Source organism: Sporosarcina ureilytica, assembly GCF_001753205.1.
In the GTDB taxonomy this organism is placed as follows: Bacteria; Bacillota; Bacilli; order Bacillales_A; family Planococcaceae; genus Sporosarcina; species Sporosarcina ureilytica.
The window spans coordinates 1-25,205 of record NZ_CP017560.1; the positions used below are offsets into that span (position 1 = coordinate 1).

Sequence of the window (25,205 nt, forward strand, 5' to 3'; positions counted from 1 at the left end):
TTCTCCTATCACATCTTTTAAGCTGTTAATCGCTATTGAAAAATGCTGATAATCGGTTATTTCTATCACTGCAAATATCGATACTTTGATCTTTATCTTTTGCTCTAAAGAGTGATTAAAAGATGGTGTTTGTATCAGGTGTGTCGATACTTGCCAACATGGACGCCGATTATTTATGGCTAGTTGAAATGCTTCAAGAAATAAATTCGACATTGAAGCAATTAAAACGTTCAAATTATCCCTCCTCGGAAATTGATTTTTTAACTAATTTAACTATATAGTCAACACCTTTATCCTTGTTGAAGTGTTCGTATAAACAATTAAAGCGTTCTCTACTGTTCATAAAACAAAACTTAAAGTACGTTCATGAACTCATCAACGTAACTTTTTGTGAAACCTTAAAAGCCTTCTTTGTAAACTGTCTTGAACATATGCATTCATTGCCATATAAAAAAGCTACCCAACCAATAAATGGCGGATAGCTTGAGATGGATTATTATTTTTTTTATTTGTTGTGATTAGCTTTTCTTTCTCCATTAAGTCTTCTGCTTTACATTCTCTCTTATTAATCCTATTACGAATCATACGCATTCAACGCATTCACACTATGCGCCAAAGCCGAACCTGCTTTTAATGCAGTTGCGACAAAAATTGACTCTGCCAGTTCTTCTTTCGTAACGCCCGCCTTCTTTGCAGCCTTTGTATGAATGTCGATACAATACGCGCATCCCGTTGTATGTGCAACCGCAACCGCGATTAGTTCTTTCTCTCTTACAGTTAAAATACTTCCTTTCAATGACTGCCCATCAAAATCAACAAATGCTTTAAATGCATCCCCATTGAGCGCTGAAAATTCTTTTAATCTATTAAAGTAAGATGCTTTATATAATTCCTCATCTTCAATTTCATCGTATGCATTAAGCGCGTTCACACCGTGTGCTAGTGCAGATCCTGCTTTTAATGCAGTTGCCACTAGGATTGCTTCAGATAATTCTTCTTTTGTTACGCCTTCTGCTTTTCCTGCATTCACATGGACATCAATGCAGTACGGGCAGCCCGTTGTATGTGCTACAGCAATCGCGATTAATTCTTTCAGCTTTACCGATAATTTCCCTTCAGCTAAAGCAGCCTTGTCAAACTGTACAAATGCTTTAAAAGCATCTGGCGCCAATGCACTTAATTCTCCAAGACGGTTAAAATATGATTTTTGATACAATGCCTCTTTACTCGCTACTAATACATCTTTACTCATGATAATTTCCCCTAATAGTTTTTAATTTGTTTGTTATATAATAGAATTACATTATTACTTAATTTTCACTAACTATTGGAATGCTGATTTTAAATATGTCTACTACTCAACAATTTTAAAGTGTTAATTTTGTTGATTGTAGTGGAAGGCGGCGACTCCTGTGGGATTAGCGAAAGCCGTCACGAAGAACGGCTTTTGCGACCGAAAAGCGAAGCGTTTGGGAGCAGGAATGCATAACAGGATCACCGCCCGCCCACGGAAAGCGTCCGGCTGGAACGGAAATCAACTTTGTCTCGGTATCATCATTCAACCACTATTCAAACACCAACTTTTTCAAGTTCCCTCGCCTTTAATTCACGTCGAAGGATTTTCCCGCTAATCGGTGTTTTAGGCAGCTCATCCAAAAATTCAATTTCTCTTGGCGCGGCATGTGCTGCAAGCCCTCTTCGAACAAATTGACGAAGCTCTTGCAGTAATACATCATTTGCTTCATAACCATTCCTCAGGACAATAAACGCCTTTACAATCTCGCCTCTTACCGCATCCGGTTTACCAATAACGCCGACTTCTGCGACAGCTGGATGCTCAATGAGTTTACTTTCCACTTCAAATGGACCGATTCGTTCACCTGAAGAGTTAATCATATCGTCACTTCTTCCTTGGAAGAAAATGTAACCATTTTCGTCAATCGTCGCCAAATCTCCCGACACATACCATCCTTCAAAAGGAAAATACGTCGAATATTTAGCAGGGTCTTTCCATACTTCACGCATAATGCCAGGCCAATTTGCTTTCAGCGCTAAATGCCCTACTTCACCAGATGGCAGTTCTTGGCCATCATCGTCTAAAATTGCCGCTTCGATGCCTGGGAATGGTTTTCCCATTGATCCTGGAATAATTTTCTCTGACGGCAAGTTGACAATCAGCTGTGCGCCGTCTCTGTCATCCACCAAGTATCATGAATGCGATTGGATAATGCTTTAATTCCCCAACGAATTACTTCAGGATTTAACGGTTCACCGACACTTAAAATATGGCGAATTTTAGATAAATCATAGTCGCTAACTTTTCGTCGCCTTCCGCCATCAACATTCTAAATGCAGTCGGCGCGCTATACCAAACTGTGACGCCTGATTTTTCCAATACGGAATACCATTCGTCAGCATTGAATCGTCCCCGTGAATAACAGTTGTCGCCCGGTTCAGAAGTGGCGCGAAACACCATAAACCGTTCCTGTCACCCATCCAGGGTGAGCCGTGCACCAATAGATATCATCCTCTTTTAAATCCAACACCCATCTGCCCGTAATGTATTGCTGAATCATTGCCCGATGCGCGTGGATAATGCCTTTCGGACGACCTGTTGAACCGCTTGTATAATGAACATTCAACCCATCTTCTAGATCCACCCACTCGATAATGTCTTCTTCGGCTTCAATCGCTCGGGCTTCTGCGTACAATGAAATCTCATCACCCTTGCATTGTTCAGGCTCCGCTGTAATCCAAACTGTTTGTAATGAAGGCAATTCCGCACGCGGTACACGCTTAATTAATTCCGGCGAGGCAATTAAATAAGTTCCTTCGCAATCACCAATCCGCTCTTTCACCGCATCTTCCATAAACGCTTCAAATAGAGGACCGACAACAGCACCAAGTTTAATGGCAGCTAGCATGGCGATATGGCAATCAGGGTGTTTCGATAAAAAGATGAAGACGAAATCTCCTTTTTTCACTCCGCGCTTTTTCAAAACAGTCGCCCACAGATCCGATTTCTCTTTCAACTCACGGTACGTTAATGTATATTCTTCCTCTTCCCCGAAGTAATGGAGCGCAATTTTGTCTCCAAAACCATCCGCAACATGGCGATCCACACATTCATAAGCCATATTTATTTTTCCCGTTTCAGACCAGCTAAAATTTGATTCAATTGCTTTCCACGAGAAATCTTCTCGTACAGGCAGTTCCGCCGTTATATTATAATTTCCTTCATATGGATAAATGACCTCTTCGATTGCCATGTTTAGTCGACCTCCTTATCGATATGTAAAACGTCCAAAATTTCCGCCTTTTTTGATGCCAAAAATGAATCTCCTCTATCTCTCGGCTTTGTAGTCTCGATAGACATTTGTGCTTGTAAGGTTCCCGGCTGTCCGCCGAGGATGAAAATCCGATCACATAAGTAAAGTGCTTCATCAATATCATGCGTGACTATAATCATCGTTGTTGAACGTTTCTTTTGAATTTTTAACAATAAATCTTGCAGCTGCATTTTGGTGAAAGCGTCCAGTGCACTAAATGGTTCATCAAGAAGTAAGACATCCGGCTGACCTATGAGTGCACGCGCAATTGCAGTCCGCTGTGCCATCCCGCCTGACAAGTCTTTTGGATAATGATCTCCAAAATCAGATAAGCCGACAAGATTCAAATACTCTTGAACATCTACTTTCTTCGCGTCCTTCGCGCCGAATAGAATATTTTCTTTGACTGTGAGCCACGGCATTAATCTTGGTTCTTGAAAAATCATTCCGATTGGCTGCTCGCCTATCCCTGCTAGTTCGATATCCCCTTCAAAATCCTGATCCAATCCCGATAAAACGCGCAATAGCGTACTTTTCCCACACCCGCTCGTTCCTAAAATCCCAACCGTTTCGCCTTCCTGAATGGAAAATGATATGTTTTTAAACCCTGCAAGTCCGTCATTGAATGTTCTTGATGCCTGTTTTACTTTTAACATCATAGTTCCTCCTTCACAGTTGGTTTTGTAGATTGTCTTGCCACTTTAAAGCGCGTGCCTCTAATGTTTTCAGTAAGTAATCAGTCGTTTTTCCGATGATTGCAAATAAAATAATGCTGGCAATAATAAGTTCAGGTGAATACGTATTTTGACCAAGAACAAGTAAATAGCCAAGCCCTTGACTCGCCCCCATTAATTCAGCAGCGACAACGAACATCCATCCTAATCCGAGCTGCGTAAACCGACTAGAAATGATGGAAGCGAAGCTGGAAAAATAATACGGCGAACCGTTTGTAACGGTGTAAAATGATAAATCTTCCCAACTTCGATTAACTTACGGTCAACCCCTTGAATGCCTGAAACGATATTTAAATAAATTGGGAAAAACACACCAACAGCAATCAACATTACTTTCGAAGCTTCTCCAATTCCCATCCACAAAAATGAACAATGGGACCCAAGCCAAAGATGGAATCGAACGAAATGCTTGAATTAACGGGTCCATCAGCTGTTCAAACCATTTAAAGTAGCCGACAACAGACCCAATACTACCGCGGCTACTGTTCCTGCTAGAAATCCAATCAATACGCGAAAGAATGTAATGCCTACATGCCCAAAGCGTTCCCTCTTTCGCTAATTCAATAATCTTTTGTAAAATCGTTGTCGGAGCGGGAAAGACATAAGCGTCGAGTAAATTGAAACGGACGGCTGCTTCCCATACGACTAAAAGAACAATCGGAATAATGAAGCCAAGCGCGAAACCCCTCACCTTTTTTAATTCAGCACCGACTTTAACCGATTTCTCTTTCGCTTCAAGCAATTCATTTTCATCTATTTTGACCGTCATGTCTTTTCCCCCTATTTCATTTGATTGCCTTTTTTGAATACCGTTCAATAATTAATTCACTAACAATTTTTTCAACATCAATATTTTCTTTAATGACATTTTCAGCCTGCAATACTTCACCAGCTGCGTTCAGTGCTTCAATTTGCTTCGCGCCTGGGATCGGGTCCGAAAAGTCGTTTCGCTCTAAACTCTTTTGCGCAACTTCGAGTGCCATATCCGCCTCTTTCGCCAGGATTTCAGCCGCATCCTCTGGATTTTCTACAACCCACTTTCTTGCCTTTTCATATACTTCAATTACTTTTTCTACAACCTCTGGATGTTGTTCTGCAAATTCTGATCGTACATTCAACGTTCCATATGTGTTTTTATCATGGTCGCGTAAAAATAATGCTGCGCCGGAATCAATTTCAACTTTTGCCATATGCGGATCCAACCCGGCCCACGCATCGACTTGATTCGTTAAAAGTGCATTCGCTCCGTCAGAGTGCTGTAAATTCACAATTTCCAAGTCCTTGGATGACAACCCTACTTCTTCTAATGAACGGAGCAGGAAAATATATGGGTCGGTGCCTAATGTTGCGGCTACTTTCTTTCCTTTTAAATCTTCTACTGATGCGATGTTTGAATCGCCCGTTGTCACAAGCGCTGTCCATTCAGGTTTTGAAAAAATATAAACAGACTCAATGGGAGAACCATTTGACTTCGCAATTAATGCTGCTGCGCCTGCCGTGGAGCCAAAGTCAACACTTTTGGATTTAGAAACTCCAGCGCCTTATTACTCCCTTGACTTAGCACCCACTCCACTTCAAATGCCTTCTTCTTCAAATATTTCTTCTGCCCAGCCAAACTCTTTAAGCGCAAGGCTTGTTGGCGAGTAATACGCATAATCCAAAAACTTTTTTCGGTTTATTATTTTCCTCTCCCCCGGCAGATGAACAGGCTGCGAAGATGAACGTTACGCTAACAATAACTGTTAAAAATTTAATCCATTTTCTCATTTTCATTTCCTCCTACTTTTAATTTATTGTTATCCAATTCGTATACTCGGATTTATCGTGATTTAAATCCATTTTTTTCTTGATTAAATAAAGAAAGGCCCTCTTCATAAGAAGAGGGCCGAAAAATTCCTCCTCTTATTTTCCAGGTTTCGTAAACCTGTAGGATGTAGCACCTTTTCAGATAGATATCTGCTGGTTGCCGGGCTTCATAGGGCCTATTCCCTCCGCCGCTCTTAATAAGAGATATATGTAGTTGTAAAAACTCATTTGTAAATTTAATTGATTGAAAATTAGTATAGACTGAAAAGAATAAATTGTCAACGATATATTTCAACTTTAGTAGATTAGTCACAGAAATAATACTATATTTGCTGATTTCCCTCTAATTTTGGGCAAACTCAAGATCAAAACTAAGGTATACTAAATTAAAATAACCGCCGAGCATCATCATATTTAATGTCCAGCGGTGATACGATTATGATTTCCTATTCTTATTTTGACCAAATGCGGACTGTACGCGCCCTTCTTCAGTTTTCGCTTCATTCTTTCGAAACACTTCCGTTGCATTCGATTCGGCTGGGTCGGAAAGCGGCAATTCGCCAGTGTCTACAGTATATTTGTCCACGTTTGGTTCATAATCAGCTTTGTTTGGATAATTTTTATGTCCCATTGACATTTCTCATCACTCCTTTTACAAAGATAATGGAAACTTTTCTTCTACTGGTGCGGCTTAACAATAACTAAGACGGTAAGTTTATAAAAAATGTTGATTTTACATTCCCGTCATCAGCATTCTTCTCCTCTTGTTTATCGAACAAATACTAGAGGACAAAAACAACCGCTCCTATGTGCTACAGTTTAGCCGTTTTTATGCAAAGCTAACCTGAGCAAAATTGACCAATTGCTGTCTTCATTTTATAACGCTTTATGAAAAGTTCGCTACGCTCGAGAAACTTTGCAACGCTTTCCAGAAAGTTCACAACGCTACGAGATAACTTTGCAACTGGGCTAACCCAAATTCTTGGGACAATATAAAACAACATCAAAGTGTTACACTAGTAAAAAGCGATAACGTCGGGGGTTTTTATATTGAAAAGAAACAGATATTCAAGTGAAGTTAAATGGGCTGTTGTGAAAGATAAATTAAGTGGTAACTTTACAGATAAAGAGATTTTAGAGAGGCATGGAATCAAAAATAGAGCGCAAATTGCAAGCTGGATGAAGTGGTATAAAAACAATGAAACTTATCGCTTTGATCAACCAATCGGCCAACAGTATGCCTATGGTTTTCGTTATGATTTCAAGAATGGACAAGAGAGACAAGATCATCAGCTATCTCAATTGAAAATGGAGAATGAAGTGCTAAAAAAGTATTTAGAGATAAAAAGGGGGTTGGAAAAGAAGAGGTAATTAGAACTGTAGAGGAAATGAAAGGAAAATACACAATTACCTCTATCTTATCGGCATTACAAGTTCCCCGTTCAAACTATTATAGATGGCTTGGCGAAGAGCGTGAGAAATCACTTTCAACCAAAGAAGAGGCAATCATTGAACTGTGCAAGAAAACTAAGTATCGCTATGGACACAGAAAAATTAAAGCTCTGTTAAAGAAAGAATATGGGATTAGATTAAATCGTAATACGGTTCAATCAATCATGCAAAAGCATAATGTACAATGTCGTGTTAAGCCTAAAAGAAAATGGAAGTCACAAGGTGAAACAGTCGTAATCAGACCTAATCTGCTTAATCGTCATTTTACTGCAAGTGCACCAAATGAGAAGTGGGTAACTGATATTACCTATATTCAATATGGTAGTAAAACAAAATATCTCTCCACTATTATGGATTTATATAATAATGAAATTGTAGCCTACAAATTGTACGATCATCAACAGACATCCCTTGTCATCGATACCCTTAAGGGGGCATTAGAAGCCCGCAACAACCCTGAAGGAGTTATCATTCATTGCGATCAAGGTACCGTGTACACATCATACGCATTCCAAGATTATGTAACGGCAAATCATCTGGTATGCAGTATGTCACGGAGAGGGAATTGTTGGGATAACGCAGTTATAGAATCGTTCCACTCAAGCTTGAAATCTGAAGAGTTTCAGTATGTTAAATTCAATTCACTTAGTAATGCAGAAGTCACTAAACGCGTCACTGACTATTTAAATTATTATAATGAAGAACGTATTCAGGAAAAACTAGGCTACCTTTCACCAAGAGAATATTTTGTAGAAGCAGCCTAGCGACTGTTGTTTTATACGTGTCTCAAATCGATATGTCAGTCTAAACGTTTCCCTAAAAGTTCGCAACACTACAAGAAAACTTTGCAACCTTTTCATAAAAGTTCGCATCGCCCAAGAAACTTTGCAACGCTTTCCCAAAAGTTCGCAACACTACGAGGAAACTTTGCAATGGGCTAACCCAAATTCTTGGGACAATATAAAACAACATCAAAGTGTTACACTAGTAAAAAGCGATAACGTCGGGGGTTTTTATATTGAAAAGAAACAGATATTCAAGTGAAGTTAAATGGGCTGTTGTGAAAGATAAATTAAGTGGTAACTTTACAGATAAAGAGATTTTAGAGAGGCATGGAATCAAAAATAGAGCGCAAATTGCAAGCTGGATGAAGTGGTATAAAAACAATGAAACTTATCGCTTTGATCAACCAATCGGCCAACAGTATGCCTATGGTTTTCGTTATGATTTCAAGAATGGACAAGAGAGACAAGATCATCAGCTATCTCAATTGAAAATGGAGAATGAAGTGCTAAAAAAGTATTTAGAGATAAAAAGGGGGTTGGAAAAGAAGAGGTAATTAGAACTGTAGAGGAAATGAAAGGAAAATACACAATTACCTCTATCTTATCGGCATTACAAGTTCCCCGTTCAAACTATTATAGATGGCTTGGCGAAGAGCGTGAGAAATCACTTTCAACCAAAGAAGAGGCAATCATTGAACTGTGCAAGAAAACTAAGTATCGCTATGGACACAGAAAAATTAAAGCTCTGTTAAAGAAAGAATATGGGATTAGATTAAATCGTAATACGGTTCAATCAATCATGCAAAAGCATAATGTACAATGTCGTGTTAAGCCTAAAAGAAAATGGAAGTCACAAGGTGAAACAGTCGTAATCAGACCTAATCTGCTTAATCGTCATTTTACTGCAAGTGCACCAAATGAGAAGTGGGTAACTGATATTACCTATATTCAATATGGTAGTAAAACAAAATATCTCTCCACTATTATGGATTTATATAATAATGAAATTGTAGCCTACAAATTGTACGATCATCAACAGACATCCCTTGTCATCGATACCCTTAAGGGGGCATTAGAAGCCCGCAACAACCCTGAAGGAGTTATCATTCATTGCGATCAAGGTACCGTGTACACATCATACGCATTCCAAGATTATGTAACGGCAAATCATCTGGTATGCAGTATGTCACGGAGAGGGAATTGTTGGGATAACGCAGTTATAGAATCGTTCCACTCAAGCTTGAAATCTGAAGAGTTTCAGTATGTTAAATTCAATTCACTTAGTAATGCAGAAGTCACTAAACGCGTCACTGACTATTTAAATTATTATAATGAAGAACGTATTCAGGAAAAACTAGGCTACCTTTCACCAAGAGAATATTTTGTAGAAGCAGCCTAGCGACTGTTGTTTTATACGTGTCTCAAATCGATATGTCAGTCTACAACGTCTCCCCGAAAGTTCACAACGCTATACTTAGGAGCATCTAATCCCCACCAATAGAAAAAACGCCTAAGCACAATTTCGCTTAGACGTTTTCACATCAACAAAGAAAACTCATCCAATAAATATCATTCTACCGGTATTTCCACCGTTACCTTAAACAAATCGCCATCTATATCAATTTCCATTTCACCATCATGCATTTCAACAATCGATTGTGCAATAGCAAGCCCTAGTCCTGAGCCATCTGTATGACGTGAGGTGTCTGCTCGTTTAAATCGTTCAAACAGTTCATCACTATTTTCACTTAATTCATACTTAGAAATGTTTTTTACAACGAATTGAGCACGGTCACCAACACGGTCAAGGGAAAGATAAACTCTCGTACCGGACATCGAATATTTCAACGCGTTGACAATTAAATTGTCCAATACACGCCACCATCTTTGCCCATCTACGTTAGCAACGATAGCGGATTCTGGTAATTGAACCCGAAAATCAAGTCCTGAATTTGAAATCTCTTCCTCATGTTCTGCTAATGCCTGTTGCAATAACTGCGTTAAATCAACCTTTTGTCTATGGAGTTCTAAATTTCCACTCGCCATTTTTGACACTTCAAATAAATCTTCTATAAGAGTTTTTAAACGAGCTGATTTTTTATCGATAATATCTACATATTTTAAGCGGTCCTCATCTGTTAAGTGCGTTGATTTCAATAAATCGGTATACGTAATAATAGAAGTTAACGGCGTTCTTAAATCATGACTCACATTCGTAATCAATTCTGTTTTTAACCGTTCACTTTTCGCTTGTTCGCTAATTGAAATTTGTACCCCTTCACGCAGTCGGTTTAAATGACGCGCGTGTTTTGCAAGTGGTGACTTCCCTTTCACTTTAATTTCTTCATGCAATGTGCCGTTTGCCATTTTTTCAGTCGAAGAGAAAATTCGGTTTAAGTAAGCCGAACGCTTTACAAAAATATAGAGGACCGGCAATCCTAAAAAGAATACGGCAGGCAAATAGGCAAGTATCAAAAACGGTTGAATCGCTACTACTGCAAAACCGAAACCAGCTAAGAAAAAACCAATGAGCAGAATAAACATTTGAACGCCTAATGTTCGATTTAAAAACATCGTTTGGAATGATTTTAAGAAATTCACTACATAACTCTCTGCAAAATCCCGTTCAAACACGCCCGCTTGTTTCCACCGCTCTATACTATTCACAAGTTGGAAGGCTAAAAATAATATACTCATTGCTAGAACAATCAACCAAAATAATTGGTCTGGCCATGCCCCCGAATAATAATCATTGTAAAAGAAAGCCCCAGTCGCATCTCGGTGGATAAACTCAAAAGTTAGTAAGAGTGAAAACATGAAGATAAATACTTTCACATCAATTTTCAACCCATTATAAGATTGCACAAATCGATTTTCCGTTACCCATTCTTTCTTAAACTTTACTTTAGTCAATAAAAGATAGAGTGCACCAATCGAAAGAATCCATAAAGTATAGTTTCTATATTTTTTCTTATTAAAACTTGCAAGATGATCTTTTAAATAACTTCCTTGTAACGCTTTTTCTGAGACGACGATAACTCCTTCAAATTGTCGAACTGGTTGCTGGATATTCGCAAAATCAGCTGCAGTTAGTTCATAACCATCATCATAATAGGAAACCGAATAATGATTATACTCACTTTCACTTATTACAGTATTCGCCTTAAAATAATCGTCTACTTCACCAAACGTTTTTTTATAAATTGCGGGAACTTCAACATCACCCTGCGTAAAAACTTCTCCAGTTTTCACATCTGTTAAATGATAAGCAATCGGAAAAGCGCTTCTAGCTGATTGTTGATTTTCCGTTAAAAATTGTTTTAGTGCGGAAACTTTCCCTGCCAACACTTTCTTTTCAACATGTTCATCACTTTCAAAATTCAGCTCTATGTCGGCAATTTTCGTATCGCGTTCTTTAATCAGGGTTTCTTTTAATTGTTCATTTCCCGATGCTTCTGCGTCTGTAATACGACCTTCGTATTGCTCTTGTATGTTCATCACTTGGTCAGAGAGATTGCCGTAGCGCATTCGATGTTCTTCAATCTCTTCATCTGTGACAATGATTTTTTCCCTTGCTTCTTCGAACTGGATAGGGTTTAATACGGTTGTGCTAAGCGTATAATAAAAACCTTCCATCTCACCTTGGAACTCATGTGAATCAACAAACTTTTTCCCTATCATGTCGGGGCCCAATCGAATCGCCGTTGGAATCGACATAATGACTAATGCAACGAGGACTGACCATACAATTACCATATAGTTTTTGTTTTTCATTAACCGATGCCCCCTCCTATAATGCGGGCAATATAACTAATCATTTGTGTTGTTCTTCCCCAGCCATTTTCAACCACTGCAATAACCGCTGAAAAACAATAGGCAATGCTTGCCACAGCAATAAGTATTGCAATGATCGACCAAACGACGGAATAATCATTTCTCGATTTTGTATCCAATGCCCCACACCACCTTTACATACCGAGGATTTTTCGGGTCTGCTTCAATTTTTTCTCTAATTTTTCGAATATGCACCGCAACGATATTTTCCGCGTTATACGCTTCTTCATTCCATACACGCTCGTAAATTTCATGGATTGAAAATACCCGTCCCGCGTGCTTCATCAGTAATTCGGTAATTCTATATTCAATCGGCGTAAATTTCACGACTTCACCATCAACAGTAATCGTCTTTGCCTCTTCGTCAAGTTCCAATCCATCTACTACAATTTTCTGCTGCGGCCCTTCATATGTGCCAAATTGAACATAACGGCGCAATTGTGATTTCACTCTCGCCATTAGTTCCATTGGATGAAACGGCTTCGTTACATAATCATCCGCGCCGACTGACAAACCGTGAATTTTATCGGAATCCTCGGCTTTTGCGCTTAACATAATGATAGGAATGTTCTGGGCCTCACGAATTTTAAAAGTCGCCGTGATCCCATCCATATTCGGCATCATAATATCTAATATAAGGAGATGAACCTCATGATTTTCAAGCAACGTCAGCGCTTCCTGTCCATCCGCAGCTTTTAATACGTTGTATCCTTCATTTTTCAAATAAATTTCAATCCCATCGCGGATATCTTGGTCATCATCCGCAACAAGCACTGTGAAAGCAGCCATTTTCCCCACCTCAGTTCTTTTCAAATTTTGGATAAATCAATTTCTATCTCTCGTATCTACATGATCTATTGTACTGCTCAAATCTTAACATTCGTACACCTTAATTATGAAGAAATTCTTAAGAAATGCATAGTTGTTATGAAGGGAACTTGTTATAATGGGGTAATTAACATAAAAAAAGGAGGGTCTATATGAACGGTCGATTATTTTGGGTGGCTTTATTATTCATTAGCGGAAGTTGGATTGTGAATACGTTATATGCCCAATCCAAACAACTTCAAGAACCCATCTTTTTAGAACATGCAATCGACACCGTTGTATATGAGGGAAGTAATTTAACATTTTACTATTTAACAAACACCAATGATTCTTCAGTTATTTCTTCAATCAATTTAAATGGGATTCGTGGATATGCACTAGAAAATGAGTCGGCAGAACCTATTCAAACGTTCCCTTACTATTCTTTACGGCAAGTTCATATCCAAATGGATCCATTCGATATCGAAAATAGTTTACAAGATGAACCCTTAACGACAAATACAGCTGTTGTCCTATTCAACGATGGGAAAATGCTTACTACTTCTATCGGAGAGGTAACACTTCGCTCCGAAGATCAAGTAAATCATACACTGACTCCTATAGGCGGTTCAGGCGGAAATGATTGGTCAATGAACTGGTATGAAGCGGAGGATGACCTAACAATTGAATCGTTTTCCATTGATGTAAGTGAGGCTTTTCAAAAATTTATTACAGTGAAAATTGATTCTGCTACGGCAGCAAAACAGTTTGACCCATTGCCAATAAAAAGTGATGAGCAAGATATCCCCGGCATTCATTTAGATGAACTTGAACTTCCCATTGAAATTAATAAAGGTGAAAACCTTTATATTTACTGGGCTATTTCGCCGCAGTTTTTCGGTTCTATCCAGTCATCTCTAACCCTCTCTGGCACGACGGCGTCTGGACACCCGTTCACTGATCAAAGTCCATTATATAGTCAGCCACTGTACTTGGATAATAAAGATCTACAAAAAATCATTCAAGCGAAGGAGAATGCTAGGTGAAAAAAGCATTAAACTTATTGTTTTGGGGCTATTTATTCGTCTTTGTACGGATTGAACTTGGCATCGATCTTCTTCCTGAACCGCTTGGCTATTTTATGATTGCAACCGGGTGTCTAACATTAGGAAAAAGATTTCCTACTGCAAAAAAAGCCCGGGCATTTGCAATCGCGATGATTTTTGTTTCATTCCCTACGATTTTTATAAACGTCCAAGAACAAACCCATATTTTACTAAATGCCTATTCAACATTGCTCATGATACTTCAACTAATCGTTGTATTTTTTATCTTTCAATTATTAATAGAAATTGTTACCGCTGTTGACAATCCTATGTTAATTAATCGAACAGAGCGTACTTTTAAGATTTATATTATCGCTAATCTAATCTTCCTTGCCGCTTCAACTTTCACACCAAATACGGCAGGGGATTATTGGGAGATGATTATTTTATCCCTAATGCTTATTGCATTTATCATGGATATCGTTTTTCTTGTTTTACTGCGTGCGATTAGACGCGATATACCAACGGATTTAAATATTTAAAAAGGTAGAAAGACGCTTTCTACCTTTTCTCAACCCATTATTACAGGATATATGTAATATACAACGATGAACAAAACTACATACCAAATGGCTTGATTATATTCCAATATCCAAATTTTCGCTTGTCGATTGTAAATTCTTTGAAAGACGCCACGAATCAATGCCACTACGATTAAAAATGGCACTACAATAAGTAGAATGTTGTTTTTATCGGGAATAAAAATGATGTAGATTGCAGCGGCAATATATAAGACGAAAACAATTGAAAGGAACAAAGTTTGTAATACTTTCGCTTTCTTCGGCAACTGCGTCTTTTTCCGGTCAATTTGGAGTTTTTTCTTCAAATAATAATCACTAACTAAAGCAAGAAAGATATAAATAACGGAAAAAATAACCAGTACTTTCACGACTAATTTGTCTCCTTTCCTTTTACAAATATCTCTAACTTATATTCGCGATAAAAGAAGGAGTTCCTTTATTCGCCAACAATTTTGCTGACTTTAGCATCCTTTCGCCTTCCGCTAAGCGTAAGTACTAGAATCCCACCTAGTAGTAACGCAACCCCTGCCCATGAAGTAGCGGATAGCCTCTCCCCTACAACAATGACACTTAATAATGCGGCTGTGAGCGGCTCCGCAAGCGACAATGTTACTGCCGAGGAAGATGGAATATACTTCAACCCCGTTGAAAATAAAATATAAGCGATACTTGTAGTCGCAAATCCTAGAAATAAAACAACTGCAATGCCTCTGCCTGTAAATAGGCCTTCCGTTTCAAAAATAAATAAAAATGGAAAAAGCATCAATGCACTTATTGAAAAAATCACCGCAACCGCGGGTACAGCTGGAACAGAGTCAAGCACTTCCTTATTCACAAGTGTGTAGATCGCGAATAAAGAACCCGCACAAAGTGACATGATAACGCCAATCGGGTTGACAACGACCCCTTCTTTATTTATAAACAATAATCCACAACCGATAATTGCTAGTAAAGTAGCGGAAGCCCATACACGTGTCGGGCGACGTTTCGCAATCACCCATTCAATTAGACCAGAGAACACCGGTGCGCTACCAATCGTGACAACCGTAGCAATCGCAACGCCAGTTAATCTGACTGAGGTGAAGAATAAATACTGGAATACCGCCATTGAAATGGCGGCGTAAATTGTCGGCCTCCATGGCCAGTTATGAAAAGTAACCCTACGCATAATGAGTAAAACAATTAGTAATGTAAATCCACCAACCGCTAAACGAGATGCCCCAACGCCTAATGGATGAATCGTTTGCGGCATAAACGTTTGCGCTGTTCCCGTCGTCCCCCAAAGAATTGCGCCAAACAAGACAAATAAAAAAGCAACGCGCTGCGACAATGCCATCCCCTCTTTTCTCTATAAGGTAAAGATACCATATTTCTAACAAGGGAATCTTGGCACTTTCCAATATGATTGAGTCAAGTTTTTGTGAGTACTATTTTTAGCATAGGGATTCTCTTCTTGAATAGTTAGGTATTCCATTTTTATTAATGCCAAATAAAATATGTTGATTTCCGTTCCGAGCGGACGCGTTCCGTGGGGCGTGCGGTGAGCCTCCTCGTCGCGAAAACCGCGCTCCTGCGGGGTCTCACCTGTCACGCTAATCCCACCGGAGTCGCCGCTCTGCACTCCAATCAACAGAGATTCCTTATATAAGTTTCTATAAACGCAAATAACTTACATATTATAGCTATGTATCAATTAAAAAAACGTTCAAAAACCTTACAAAAGGGGTGTTTTCTTTGATGGACATAGTGACGTTTATTTACAAGTTTTGTGCGCTTTCCATTCAATAACCAACCCTCGTGAACGGCTGCAATCTTTTCTTCGCGCCCTTTATTTCTTCTATTTTGCCTTTTCACGTAGAGTCCATCAACTTCAACGAAAAGAACAGGCCTCATTGGTACGACAGATAAATTTTTTATAGTTTTAGTTTGTAAAAGATGTTAACGTATTGATTCATGGCTAATGACTGAATAACCAAGTAATTTTTCTAATGTGTTAGAAGCAATTCTATAAGATTGCCCTTCAACTGCTAGTTCCATTGCCCTCTCTTGAACTAAGGGATTTAACCCTTTTACGCCTTCAAATTGTAAGTATTGATCTAATAAACTTACGTATTTCTCACTTTTCCTGTCATAGTAATAATTTCGACTCACTTCTATCGGTCCAAATAAAGAGTCCATCGTCATTTTTTGTTTGTCCTTCAATTGAAAGCGTGCTTTATCACGGTTATCGGCTATAACTTGATCTAGCTCTGTTAAGAGCTGGGTGAACGCGTCTGAATAAGTTTGGGTTGAAGTGTTCTAAATAAATCTATTTCAATGTGGTAATTTCGTGTTATTTTTAATCACGTGGGTTCTCTCATTTAGTGTTTGTCTGCAAACTTCACTATATAAGAAGAAGACCCTTTTTCATGCTTTTATATCTAAATTATTCTATGTGCATTCGAATTAATCGTAGTGGAAATCGGCGACTCCTGCGGGAACAGCGCGAGCCGAAGACCCTGGACTGAGCGTAGCGAGGGAAGCGGCTGAGGCCGTGCCCGCGGAAAGCGTCCGATTGGAACGGAGATTAATTGTATTATGGATTTTCATTTATTCCCTACAAACATTTTACTCATACTTCCAATATTGTTGATAAGTACAGATGGTGGAATCCATGACTTGAACATATGTGAGTAATCCTGTGGAAATTAACAAAGAAATGCTGTCCAACAATCCATTTGTTAATAAAAATGGGGAGTATGTGAATGAAATCAATATTTATTTAAAAAGATATTCAGACTGCTAACAATTTACCGATTTTATAAACAAGAAGTGTTGATGAAATCGAAATTAACCTGGATAGAAACTTTTCGAACGTGGCTATTCACAAATAAACGTTGATAACTTATTTTCAAATATAAGGTGCCTCTCTAAATTGTGGACAGAAAAAATCGCTATACAGAAATATCTCCGTAAAGCGATTTTCAAGTTACTCAGTCAGCTGCTGTGCTGCAAATTCCTGGTAAAGCGGATGTGATTGCGTTAATTCTTCATGCGCGCCTCTTCCCGTAATCCGACCTTTTTCAATAAAAATAATTTGGTCAGCATGCACAATTGTAGATAGACGGTGTGCAATGACGAATGTTGTACGGCCTTCCATTAAGCGACTCAATGCTTGCTGAACGACACTTTCGGATTGACTGTCTAAACTTGCAGTCGCTTCGTCCATCATAAGCAGTTTCGGATCACGTAAAAAAGCTCTTGCGATAGCAATACGCTGCCTTTGCCCACCAGAAAGTTTTACGCCACGTTCGCCGACTTCAGTATCTAATCCATCTGTAAACTCTTTAATAAATTGGTCCGCATAAGCCATTTCAGTAACTGTCCATAGTCGTTCATCTGAAATCGCATCACGATTTTCTAAACCATACGTTAAATTTTCACGAATTGTTCCTGCCATCATCGCACTTTCCTGCGCGACATATCCAATTTGACTGCGCCATGACTGGATTGAAATCTCTTGAATCGGCGTATCTCCCACTTTAATTTCACCAGCAGTTGGTTCATAAAAGCGTTCCAGTAAACCAAATACAGTCGTTTTTCCGCCGCCACTCGGTCCGGCAAAGGCAACCATTTCCCCAGGATTTGCGCGGAATGAAATCCCATCAATGACCGGTTCATCTTCTGTGTATGAAAATGAAACATTGGATACTTCAATTGGCTGATTCGCAATATCTATTTCAATACCATTTTGTCCGCTCTCTAAAGGAACATTCAATATGTCAATAATACGCTCCGTTGCCCCTTTCGCTTTTTGCAATTGCGTAAAGAACATCGCAAACGTCGTAATCGGCATAATGATTTGGAACAAGTACAATAGAAATGCGACAAGCGTTCCTGTTGACATCTCGCCGCTTGCAACGCGCATGCCACCATACGCAATAATCACAACAATGACGAGCATAATGACAAACTGCATGAGCGGCGCAATGAACGCGAAAACACGTGCTTCTTTTAATCCAAATCCTAACAGTTTCTCAATGCCAGATAAACCTTTCGCTTCTTCATCTCTTTCCGCGGTAGATGCTTTCATCAAACGTATTTCACTAAGTGTTTGTTGAACATTTCCAGTAAACGTTGCAGTTTCATCTTGCAAACCACGCGAAATTTTCGCCATGCGCTTGCCAAGTGGAATCATAATCGCTAAAGTGACTGGTACTGCGATAAGCATCAGAAGCGTCATCTTCCAATCCATAATTAACAACAACGTGACAGCACCAATAATTGAAATAATACCTGCGATAAACTGTGGAAAATGGTCGGTAATTAAATCTTTCACGACACTCGTATCATTGACAACACGGCTTACTGTTTCACCGCTAGAATTTTGGTCATAATAACCGACAGGCAAACGAACGAGTTTAAACCACATTCTCTCCCGCAGACTTGCGACGATTTTCTGGCCAACCGCCGCGAGTAAATAAATGGAGACGCCACTAATGATTGCTTGCACAACAAATGCAATCCCAATTGCGATAAGCAAAGGGAAGCTCAGGGAGGCTACGGAAAAACCATCCACTAAGTTTTTCGTGAGAATTGGAACAACTAATCCTGCGAGCGTTGTTAAAATACTTCCAGTCATCCCAATGATTAGTGTGGTTTTAGGGATTTTCGTTGATAAAATTAAATTAATAAACGGCTTGAGACCCGTTTGTGTCTGATTCATATATCTAATCTCCTCACGCTTACATTCGTATTTACAATACCCCTATTTTACCACAGAGGAACGCTACACTTAAAAAGATTCAGCCATAATAAAAAGAGCCAAAATGGTCATTTACAAACAAACCATTTTGACTCTCCTTTAATTAACCTTCCCCGCGGTCAAGCTTATACAATTGTTGATAACGTTCATTCGTACGCATCAATTCTTCATGCGTTCCTTGAATCGCAATCTGCCCTTTATCTAAAAATAACACTTGATCCATTCGTTCGATACCTGTTAAATGATGTGTAATCCAAATAACGGTTTTGTCTTGTAAACTCGACATAATCGTATCAACCAATTCATTCTCGATAAATGGATCTAATCCAATTGTCGGTTCATCTAAAATCACAATCGGCGTGTCTTTCAATAAAATTCTTGCAAGCGCAATTCGTTGTCGTTCTCCGCCTGAAAAACGTTGCCCTGTTTCTTCCATTTGTGTTTGTAAACCATTAGGCAGGGAGTTAATATATTTGTCCAATCTAACTTGCTTTATCACTGTTTCAATTTCTTCTTTTGTCGCTTGTTGATTGCCTAAACGAATATTGTTTTCCACTGTCGTCGCAAATAAATACGGTTTTTGATTTAAGACGCCCACTACGTCGTAAATTTGTTCCCCATATTCGACTGGCGAATGTTCATTAATGAGCACATCGCCTGAAGTTGGTTGTATGGCACCTTGCAGTAATTGAATTAAAGTGGATTTTCCGGCACCGCTCTTTCCAAGCAAAGCAAGCTTTCGACCATGAGGAATCGCTAACGAAATTTGGTGAAGTGCATCGGCTTGCTCACCTTCATAGCGGTAAGATACGTTTTTAATTGATAAATCTGCTTCCTTAGATGTCTGCACATTTCCTTCGCTTGTTTCCTCTTCCGGCACAAACTGCTGAATCGATTCAATTCGTTGCAAGGATTCTCCGTAAGCTGGAATCCGTTCAATCGCATGCGAAAGCGGGATAAGCCCTTCTAAAATCGGCAACGTAACTAATGTAAACGCCGCAATATAAGCAGGGACAATTTCCCCTTGACCAGCCATATTCCCTGCCCAAATGCCAACCATCAATAAAATCACACCAGATATAACTTGCAGTTGAAACCCACGAGATTGATTCCAGTAAGCGAGCTTACTTTCCATTTTATGACTAGACTTACTATCCTTCATGAAACCTGCAATAAAACGCTCTTTTCTTCCGCTAATTAACCAATCACTTATGCCAAATACAGCATCTGTTAACGTTCGGTATAAATGGCCACGTTGCCTTTTCGCATCGCGCTGGTGTTTTTTCAATGTATATAATGAAACCATCGGATAAACAAATACAATCACACCTAAACAGAGTGCAATCCAAATTGCAAAAAGCCAATCAAAAAGGGCTAACATGACGGTCGCATAAACGAATAAACAGAGACCCACAACCGTTGGAAAAATCGTCCGAATATAAACGTCTTGTAAATGTTCAATATCATCCGCTAATGTCCCAAGTAAATCTCCTGTTTGAAAGCGAGCGCGAATCATTAACGCTTGTGGTTCAAGCATGCCGTATAATTTTACACGCATTTCCGATAAGATTTTGAGGACAGCGTTATGACCAGCCAACCGCTCCAAATAGTGACTGACCGCACGGGATAAACCAAACGTACGCACCAACACGATAGGAATATAGAGAAGTAAGATCGTCTCCGGCATTTCGGAAGCTCTTGATATCAAATATCCCGAAGAAAATGTTAACATGGCACCCGATAAGACAGCTAATGCACCTAAAAGAATGGTCGCGATCATCGCCTTCTTATATTTTTTCAGATATGGGACGATATACGTTTGAAATAACTTCATCCTATCATTCCCCTTCTATGTGCCTGAATTAACTTGTCGTATGCACCAGATTTATTCTCGAGTTCTTCATGTGTCCCCGTTTCAATAATTTGACCATCCTCAATGACAAAAATAAGATCCATATCTTTCATCCAATGCAAACGATGCGTAGCAAAAAACACTAATTTATTTTCTAATAACGGTAACATCGTCTCTTTAATTTCATGTTCCGTTTCAATATCTAAATGGGCTGTCGGTTCATCGAGCAAAAGAATTGAGCGGTTTTGCAATAACGACCGTGCAAGTGCAATGCGTTGCTCTTCCCCGCCACTTAATGTGCGACCTGCTTGCCCAATTTTCTCGTCAAAACCATTTGGGAAATGACGAACTAATTCCTCAAGGCCTGCTAATTTTGCCGCGCGGACTACTTCTTCACGCGTCGCACCTGGTTCATAAAAACGAATATTGTCTGCAACTGTTCCCGAAAAAATCGTAGGATGCTGTGGAATATACGTCAATTGGTCTTGCCAAGCTGGTAACGAAAGATGGTTGAATTCGGCGTCATCTACCGAAATCTTACCCGATGTCGGTTGCGTAAATCCAGACAATAAATCAATCAAAGAAGATTTCCCTGCACCCGACATCCCTACGATACCAATTTTTTGATAGCCTTTTACCGAAAAATTAATATTTCGTAAAATATCTCGTTCTTCTGATTTCATTCCAATTTCATGGAAAGTTAACTGACGATCTTCTGTCCAAGTCGGTGTAGATGGCAAATTCTTTTGAGCGATTGTTTTTTCCGCTAATAAGCCACGAATTTGTTCACCCGCTTCTTTCCCATCCATCGTCGCGTGATAGTCATTCCCGAGCTCCCGGACAGGTGAGAAATAATCCGGTGCTAAAATGAGGATGGCGAGCGCTGCTTCTAAACCAATATGCCCGCTAATTAATCGTACACCAAGCTCTACCGCAATAATCGCAATGGACATACTCGTAAAGAAATCTAGTGCAAAAGTAGATAAAAAAGCAACGCGTAACGTTCGATTTGTTGCAATCCGGTATTTGTCGCTCACATTTTCAATCGCTTTTTGATGTGATTTACTTCGCCCTAAATATTTCAAAGTGACAAGACCTCGAAGCGAATCAACAAAATGACGTGATAAAAGTCTGTACGTATCCATTTGTGCGTCCATTTGCTTTTGCGCCGCAAAGCCAAGCAATATTAAAAAAGCAATGAGAATCGGCAACACAACCGCTAGAATGATCCCCGACAATCGATCTACTGTAAAAACATAGATAAATAACACAAATGGAATAATGCCCATAGACATTAAACGAGGAATAAACAACTGTAAATACGTTTTAAATTGAGGAATTCCTTCTAACACTAAGGTGATAATATTGCCCGAACCATGTTTACCAACACTTCTGGGCCCTAGGTCAAATACTTTCTTCATTAAAGCCTCTTGCAATGTTAGCGCCGTACGATCCGCAAATCGATAAGCAATTCGTTCTCTTCCCCATTGCAAAAAGTGGCGCAAAATATGCGCCACGAGAAAGATTAAAAGCGAGGGAAAGACTGCCAACCAAGCAGCCCCTTGAAACATCCCTGTAATTGCTTTCGATAAATATAATGCTTGAAAGATAATCGCAACTGCCTGACCGAGCGTTAAAAATCCAATCAACGCCATCACCGGTTTACTACCTTTATAATGAAACAGATTCTTATCCATTAGTAGTTGAGATTCTCCTTTTTAGACACACGTTTACGGAATACGTAATAGGTCCAAAATGTATACCCAAGAACAACTGGAATCATCGTCGCTGCGACAATTGTCATAATCCGAAGAGAATAATCCCCAGACACCGCCTCGTAAATTGTTATATTATGAGCAACATCTAATGAACTAATCATCACATTTGGGAATAGTGCGATAAAAAATGATGCGGTGATCATAATCAGAATAATTCCTGTAACCGTAAAACTAAATCCTTCTTTCTTATTGCGTAATAGAAGCATTAGGGCACCATATAGAATTCCGACTAGAATATATAATGGAATTAAAATAGGTCCTTTTGCAGAGAATGCCTCTGTATAAAAAACGGTTAAGATGATAAACCAAAAGACAAGTCCACCCGTAATCGCATACCATTTCTGCGCTTCTTTACGAGCTCTCGTACGAAGGGTTCCCACTGTTTTTAATGAAATAAACGTTAAACCGTGCAAATAAGATAATGCGACAAATGTAAGCCCGCCTACAACTGTGTAGGTGTTCACAATATCAAAGAACCCTGCATACATATTCATATCTGCATCAATTGGTAAACCTTTAATTAAACTTGCAAAAGTCAAACCTAGTATAAATGGAGGGAAAATACTGCCGATAAAAATCGACCAATCCCATGTTTTTACCCATCTTTCTGATTCAACTCTATCCCTAAACTCAAAAGACACGCCTCTTGCAATTAATGCTAGCAACAGGACAATCACAGGCATATAATACCCGCTTAGTAAAGTAGCATACCAGTGAGGAAAAGCTGCAAACATCGCCCCTACAGCTGTAACAAGCCACACTTCGTTCGCTGCCCAAGTTGGCCCAATCGTCTGAATGAGCATTCGTCTATCCAAGTCATTCTTCGCCAGAAACCTTGTACTCATACCGACGCCAAAGTCAAACCCTTCAAGAAACATAAACCCAACGAAGAGAACGCCTATTAATAGAAACCAAAGCTCACTTAGTAGCATGTTGCATCTCTCCTGTCTCAAAAGGATCGGAAGTTGAAACATCCTCTTTTACTTTTTCATGAGGCCCTTGTTTAATCACCCTGATGAACAAGTAGACCATCACTAGCCCAAGAATTAAGTAAATGGTCGAAAAAGTAATTAATGAGAATAAAACCTTCCCAGCCGATACGTTTGGTGAAACAGCATCCGCTGTTTTCATTAAGCCGTTTACAACCCATGGTTGGCGCCCAATTTCAGACATGATCCAACCAAAAGAATTCCCGATAAATGGTAGAAATATTGCAGGAACCATAAACTTTAAATATTTGGTACTGGTTTCCAATTTCTTTCTAAATGATAAAAGTAATCCGAATGCACTTAATACGATTAAAACGCCGCCAGTTCCAGCCATAATTCGGAAACTCCAAAATGTCGTTTTAACCGGTGGCACGTAATTACCGTCACCGTATTGCAATACATACTTTTCTTGTAATGTGTTCATCCCTTCAACTTTCCCACTAAATTTTCCATAAGCTAGATAACTTAATAAGTAAGGGATATCAATTCGATTTGAACTTGTTTTATTTTCTACATCTATGCTTGTAACCACGGTCCAGGCCGCTGGGTCTCCACTGTCTTCCCATAAACCTTCAGCTGCCGCCATTTTCATTGGTTGGGCATGCATTAAATACGTTGCCTGCGAGTGACCTGTGAAGGCAATACCTAGCCCCGATAATAATCCCACAACCAATGCAATATTCATTGAGCGTTTAAAGAAATCAACATCTCTTTTTCTAAAAATGTACCAAGCACTTACACCAATAATGAAGAATGCGCCCGTAGCAAAACTACCCAAAACAGTATGTGGAAAAGCAACCCATAATTTTTCGTTTGATAATAAGGCTAGGAAATCATTCATTTCTGCACGTCCGTTTTGCAAAACAAAACCGACAGGATTATGCATAAACGAGTTTGCCGCCATAATCCAGAAAGCCGAAAGCATCGTTCCAATCGAAACAAGCCAAATACAAGCTAGGTGAATTTTTTCCGGCAATTTATCCCGGCCAAAAACCCATAAACCAATAAATGTTGCTTCCAAAAAGAAAGCGAGCAGTGCTTCTAATGCTAATGGCGCGCCAAATATATCACCGACAAAGCGAGAATAAGTTGACCAATTCATACCAAACTGAAATTCTTGAAAAATCCCAGTTACGACACCGATTGCAAAATTAATTAGAAAGAAGATACTCCAGAATTTCGTCATCTTTAAATAGATTTCTTCTTTTTTAAAGACATACATCGTCTGCATAATTGCAATCAGTAATGCTAAGCCAATAGATAAGGGAACGAATATAAAGTGAAACAATGTCGTGGAAGCAAATTGAATCCTTGCCAGCATTAACGCATCCATAAAGAGCACCCCTCCAAAAATTCTATCTCTCTATAGTATATCGAGGGAACAAGAAATTTCTGTGAACAATCGAACACATTTTTGTTACAATATTATCAACGCTGTATTATGACAATTTTGTTACCGTTACATTTT

General features: G+C 39.2%; 21 protein-coding genes, 3 pseudogenes and 1 riboswitch. Of the genes and pseudogenes, 6 read left to right on the forward strand and 18 right to left on the reverse strand.

The features are described 5' to 3' along the window. Positions 1-574: 574 nt before the first annotated feature. The 7 genes and pseudogenes from BI350_RS00005 to BI350_RS00030 form a co-directional block, all read right to left on the reverse strand. The gene (locus BI350_RS00005; RefSeq protein ID WP_075526272.1) at positions 575-1,252 is read right to left on the reverse strand and encodes a carboxymuconolactone decarboxylase family protein; all 678 of its coding nucleotides are present in this window, start codon (positions 1,250-1,252) and stop codon (positions 575-577) included. Between the two features lie 317 nt (positions 1,253-1,569). Beyond that, a pseudogene (gene acsA, locus BI350_RS17280) lies at positions 1,570-3,269 on the reverse strand (acetate--CoA ligase). A gap of 2 nt (positions 3,270-3,271) precedes the next feature. Further along, on the reverse strand, positions 3,272-3,985 hold the full coding sequence (locus BI350_RS00015; RefSeq protein ID WP_082294913.1) for an ABC transporter ATP-binding protein: 714 nt from the start codon (positions 3,983-3,985) through the stop codon (positions 3,272-3,274). 13 nt (positions 3,986-3,998) lie between these two features. Then, a pseudogene (locus BI350_RS00020) lies at positions 3,999-4,832 on the reverse strand (ABC transporter permease). Positions 4,833-4,848: 16 nt separating this feature from the next. Beyond that, positions 4,849-5,541, reverse strand: a complete 693-nt coding sequence (locus tag BI350_RS00025; RefSeq protein ID WP_342672218.1) for an aliphatic sulfonate ABC transporter substrate-binding protein — start codon at positions 5,539-5,541, stop codon at positions 4,849-4,851. 142 nt (positions 5,542-5,683) lie between these two features. Continuing rightward, positions 5,684-5,830: a hypothetical protein gene (locus tag BI350_RS17330; protein WP_342672197.1), complete on the reverse strand. Its 147-nt coding sequence runs from the start codon at positions 5,828-5,830 to the stop codon at positions 5,684-5,686. A 132-nt stretch (positions 5,831-5,962) separates the two neighbouring features. After that, positions 5,963-6,073, reverse strand: a riboswitch (SAM riboswitch). Between the two features lie 232 nt (positions 6,074-6,305). Next, entirely contained in the window at positions 6,306-6,506 is a 201-nt protein-coding gene (locus tag BI350_RS00030; protein ID WP_075526274.1) for a hypothetical protein, read from the reverse strand. 413 nt (positions 6,507-6,919) lie between these two features. On the opposite strand from BI350_RS00030, the gene BI350_RS17375 reads away from it, so the two are divergent. From BI350_RS17375 to BI350_RS00050, 4 genes are all read left to right on the forward strand, one after another. Beyond that, positions 6,920-7,240 (forward strand): transposase, encoded by a 321-nt coding sequence (locus tag BI350_RS17375; protein WP_075526275.1) that lies wholly within the window; start codon positions 6,920-6,922, stop codon positions 7,238-7,240. A 17-nt stretch (positions 7,241-7,257) separates the two neighbouring features. Continuing rightward, entirely contained in the window at positions 7,258-8,085 is an 828-nt protein-coding gene (locus BI350_RS00040; RefSeq protein ID WP_075526276.1) for an IS3 family transposase, read from the forward strand. Positions 8,086-8,339: 254 nt separating this feature from the next. After that, positions 8,340-8,660: a transposase gene (locus BI350_RS17380; protein WP_075526275.1), complete on the forward strand. Its 321-nt coding sequence runs from the start codon at positions 8,340-8,342 to the stop codon at positions 8,658-8,660. A gap of 17 nt (positions 8,661-8,677) precedes the next feature. Beyond that, entirely contained in the window at positions 8,678-9,505 is an 828-nt protein-coding gene (locus BI350_RS00050; RefSeq protein WP_075526276.1) for an IS3 family transposase, read from the forward strand. A 170-nt stretch (positions 9,506-9,675) separates the two neighbouring features. Here the strand turns inward: BI350_RS00050 and BI350_RS00055 are convergent, their stop codons facing one another. From BI350_RS00055 to BI350_RS00065, 3 genes are read right to left on the reverse strand one after another with little or no spacing between them, the layout of a single operon-like run. Then, positions 9,676-11,880, reverse strand: a complete 2,205-nt coding sequence (locus BI350_RS00055; protein ID WP_082294915.1) for a sensor histidine kinase — start codon at positions 11,878-11,880, stop codon at positions 9,676-9,678. Beyond that, positions 11,880-12,059 carry a hypothetical protein gene (locus BI350_RS00060; protein ID WP_075526277.1) on the reverse strand — a complete coding sequence of 60 codons (180 nt, stop codon included), beginning with the start codon at positions 12,057-12,059 and terminating at the stop codon, positions 11,880-11,882. The genes BI350_RS00055 and BI350_RS00060 overlap by 1 nt, the downstream gene beginning before the upstream one ends. Further along, positions 12,037-12,729 carry a response regulator transcription factor gene (locus BI350_RS00065; RefSeq protein ID WP_075526278.1) on the reverse strand — a complete coding sequence of 231 codons (693 nt, stop codon included), beginning with the start codon at positions 12,727-12,729 and terminating at the stop codon, positions 12,037-12,039. Before BI350_RS00065 ends, BI350_RS00060 begins: the two co-directional genes overlap by 23 nt. A gap of 191 nt (positions 12,730-12,920) precedes the next feature. Between BI350_RS00065 and BI350_RS00070 the strand changes: the two genes are divergently transcribed. Together BI350_RS00070 and BI350_RS00075 are read left to right on the forward strand one after the other, a co-directional pair. Next, a complete protein-coding gene (locus tag BI350_RS00070; protein WP_075526279.1) occupies positions 12,921-13,793 on the forward strand; it encodes a hypothetical protein in 873 nt (290 codons plus the stop codon). After that, complete coding sequence (locus BI350_RS00075) at positions 13,790-14,335, forward strand: hypothetical protein (RefSeq protein WP_075526280.1); 546 nt, start codon at positions 13,790-13,792, stop codon at positions 14,333-14,335. Before BI350_RS00070 ends, BI350_RS00075 begins: the two co-directional genes overlap by 4 nt. Positions 14,336-14,364: 29 nt before the next feature. Here the strand turns inward: BI350_RS00075 and BI350_RS00080 are convergent, their stop codons facing one another. The 8 genes and pseudogenes from BI350_RS00080 to BI350_RS00120 form a co-directional block, all read right to left on the reverse strand. Then, positions 14,365-14,742: a DUF4181 domain-containing protein gene (locus tag BI350_RS00080; RefSeq protein ID WP_075526281.1), complete on the reverse strand. Its 378-nt coding sequence runs from the start codon at positions 14,740-14,742 to the stop codon at positions 14,365-14,367. A gap of 68 nt (positions 14,743-14,810) precedes the next feature. Continuing rightward, positions 14,811-15,704, reverse strand: a complete 894-nt coding sequence (locus tag BI350_RS00085) for a DMT family transporter (RefSeq protein WP_245698277.1) — start codon at positions 15,702-15,704, stop codon at positions 14,811-14,813. Positions 15,705-16,063: 359 nt separating this feature from the next. Further along, a pseudogene (locus BI350_RS17150) lies at positions 16,064-16,609 on the reverse strand (UPF0236 family transposase-like protein). Positions 16,610-17,342: 733 nt separating this feature from the next. Next, a complete protein-coding gene (locus tag BI350_RS00100; protein WP_075526285.1) occupies positions 17,343-19,079 on the reverse strand; it encodes an ABC transporter ATP-binding protein in 1,737 nt (578 codons plus the stop codon). Between the two features lie 142 nt (positions 19,080-19,221). Next, positions 19,222-20,952: a thiol reductant ABC exporter subunit CydC gene (gene cydC, locus BI350_RS00105; protein ID WP_075526286.1), complete on the reverse strand. Its 1,731-nt coding sequence runs from the start codon at positions 20,950-20,952 to the stop codon at positions 19,222-19,224. Then, entirely contained in the window at positions 20,949-22,667 is a 1,719-nt protein-coding gene (cydD, locus tag BI350_RS00110) for a thiol reductant ABC exporter subunit CydD (RefSeq protein ID WP_075526287.1), read from the reverse strand. The genes cydC and cydD overlap by 4 nt, the downstream gene beginning before the upstream one ends. Then, positions 22,667-23,680 carry a cytochrome d ubiquinol oxidase subunit II gene (gene cydB, locus BI350_RS00115; protein WP_075526288.1) on the reverse strand — a complete coding sequence of 338 codons (1,014 nt, stop codon included), beginning with the start codon at positions 23,678-23,680 and terminating at the stop codon, positions 22,667-22,669. The genes cydD and cydB overlap by 1 nt, the downstream gene beginning before the upstream one ends. Next, positions 23,667-25,070 (reverse strand): cytochrome ubiquinol oxidase subunit I, encoded by a 1,404-nt coding sequence (locus BI350_RS00120; RefSeq protein ID WP_075526289.1) that lies wholly within the window; start codon positions 25,068-25,070, stop codon positions 23,667-23,669. Before BI350_RS00120 ends, cydB begins: the two co-directional genes overlap by 14 nt. Between the last annotated feature and the right edge of the window lie 135 nt (positions 25,071-25,205).

What these genes read in the sequence shown, in the direction of transcription:
- BI350_RS00005 (WP_075526272.1), bottom strand. Translation starts at nt 1,252, where the DNA reads ATGAGTAAAGATGTATTAGTAGCGAGTAAAGAGGCATTGTATCAAAAA.
- BI350_RS00015 (WP_082294913.1), bottom strand. Translation starts at nt 3,985, where the DNA reads ATGTTAAAAGTAAAACAGGCATCAAGAACATTCAATGACGGACTTGCA.
- BI350_RS17330 (WP_342672197.1), bottom strand. Translation starts at nt 5,830, where the DNA reads ATGAGAAAATGGATTAAATTTTTAACAGTTATTGTTAGCGTAACGTTC.
- BI350_RS00030 (WP_075526274.1), bottom strand. Translation starts at nt 6,506, where the DNA reads ATGTCAATGGGACATAAAAATTATCCAAACAAAGCTGATTATGAACCA.
- BI350_RS00040 (WP_075526276.1), top strand. Translation starts at nt 7,258, where the DNA reads ATGAAAGGAAAATACACAATTACCTCTATCTTATCGGCATTACAAGTT.
- BI350_RS00050 (WP_075526276.1), top strand. Translation starts at nt 8,678, where the DNA reads ATGAAAGGAAAATACACAATTACCTCTATCTTATCGGCATTACAAGTT.
- BI350_RS00055 (WP_082294915.1), bottom strand. Translation starts at nt 11,880, where the DNA reads ATGAAAAACAAAAACTATATGGTAATTGTATGGTCAGTCCTCGTTGCA.
- BI350_RS00065 (WP_075526278.1), bottom strand. Translation starts at nt 12,729, where the DNA reads ATGGCTGCTTTCACAGTGCTTGTTGCGGATGATGACCAAGATATCCGC.
- BI350_RS00070 (WP_075526279.1), top strand. Translation starts at nt 12,921, where the DNA reads ATGAACGGTCGATTATTTTGGGTGGCTTTATTATTCATTAGCGGAAGT.
- BI350_RS00100 (WP_075526285.1), bottom strand. Translation starts at nt 19,079, where the DNA reads ATGAATCAGACACAAACGGGTCTCAAGCCGTTTATTAATTTAATTTTA.
- cydC (WP_075526286.1), bottom strand. Translation starts at nt 20,952, where the DNA reads ATGAAGTTATTTCAAACGTATATCGTCCCATATCTGAAAAAATATAAG.
- cydD (WP_075526287.1), bottom strand. Translation starts at nt 22,667, where the DNA reads ATGGATAAGAATCTGTTTCATTATAAAGGTAGTAAACCGGTGATGGCG.
- cydB (WP_075526288.1), bottom strand. Translation starts at nt 23,680, where the DNA reads ATGCTACTAAGTGAGCTTTGGTTTCTATTAATAGGCGTTCTCTTCGTT.
- BI350_RS00120 (WP_075526289.1), bottom strand. Translation starts at nt 25,070, where the DNA reads ATGGATGCGTTAATGCTGGCAAGGATTCAATTTGCTTCCACGACATTG.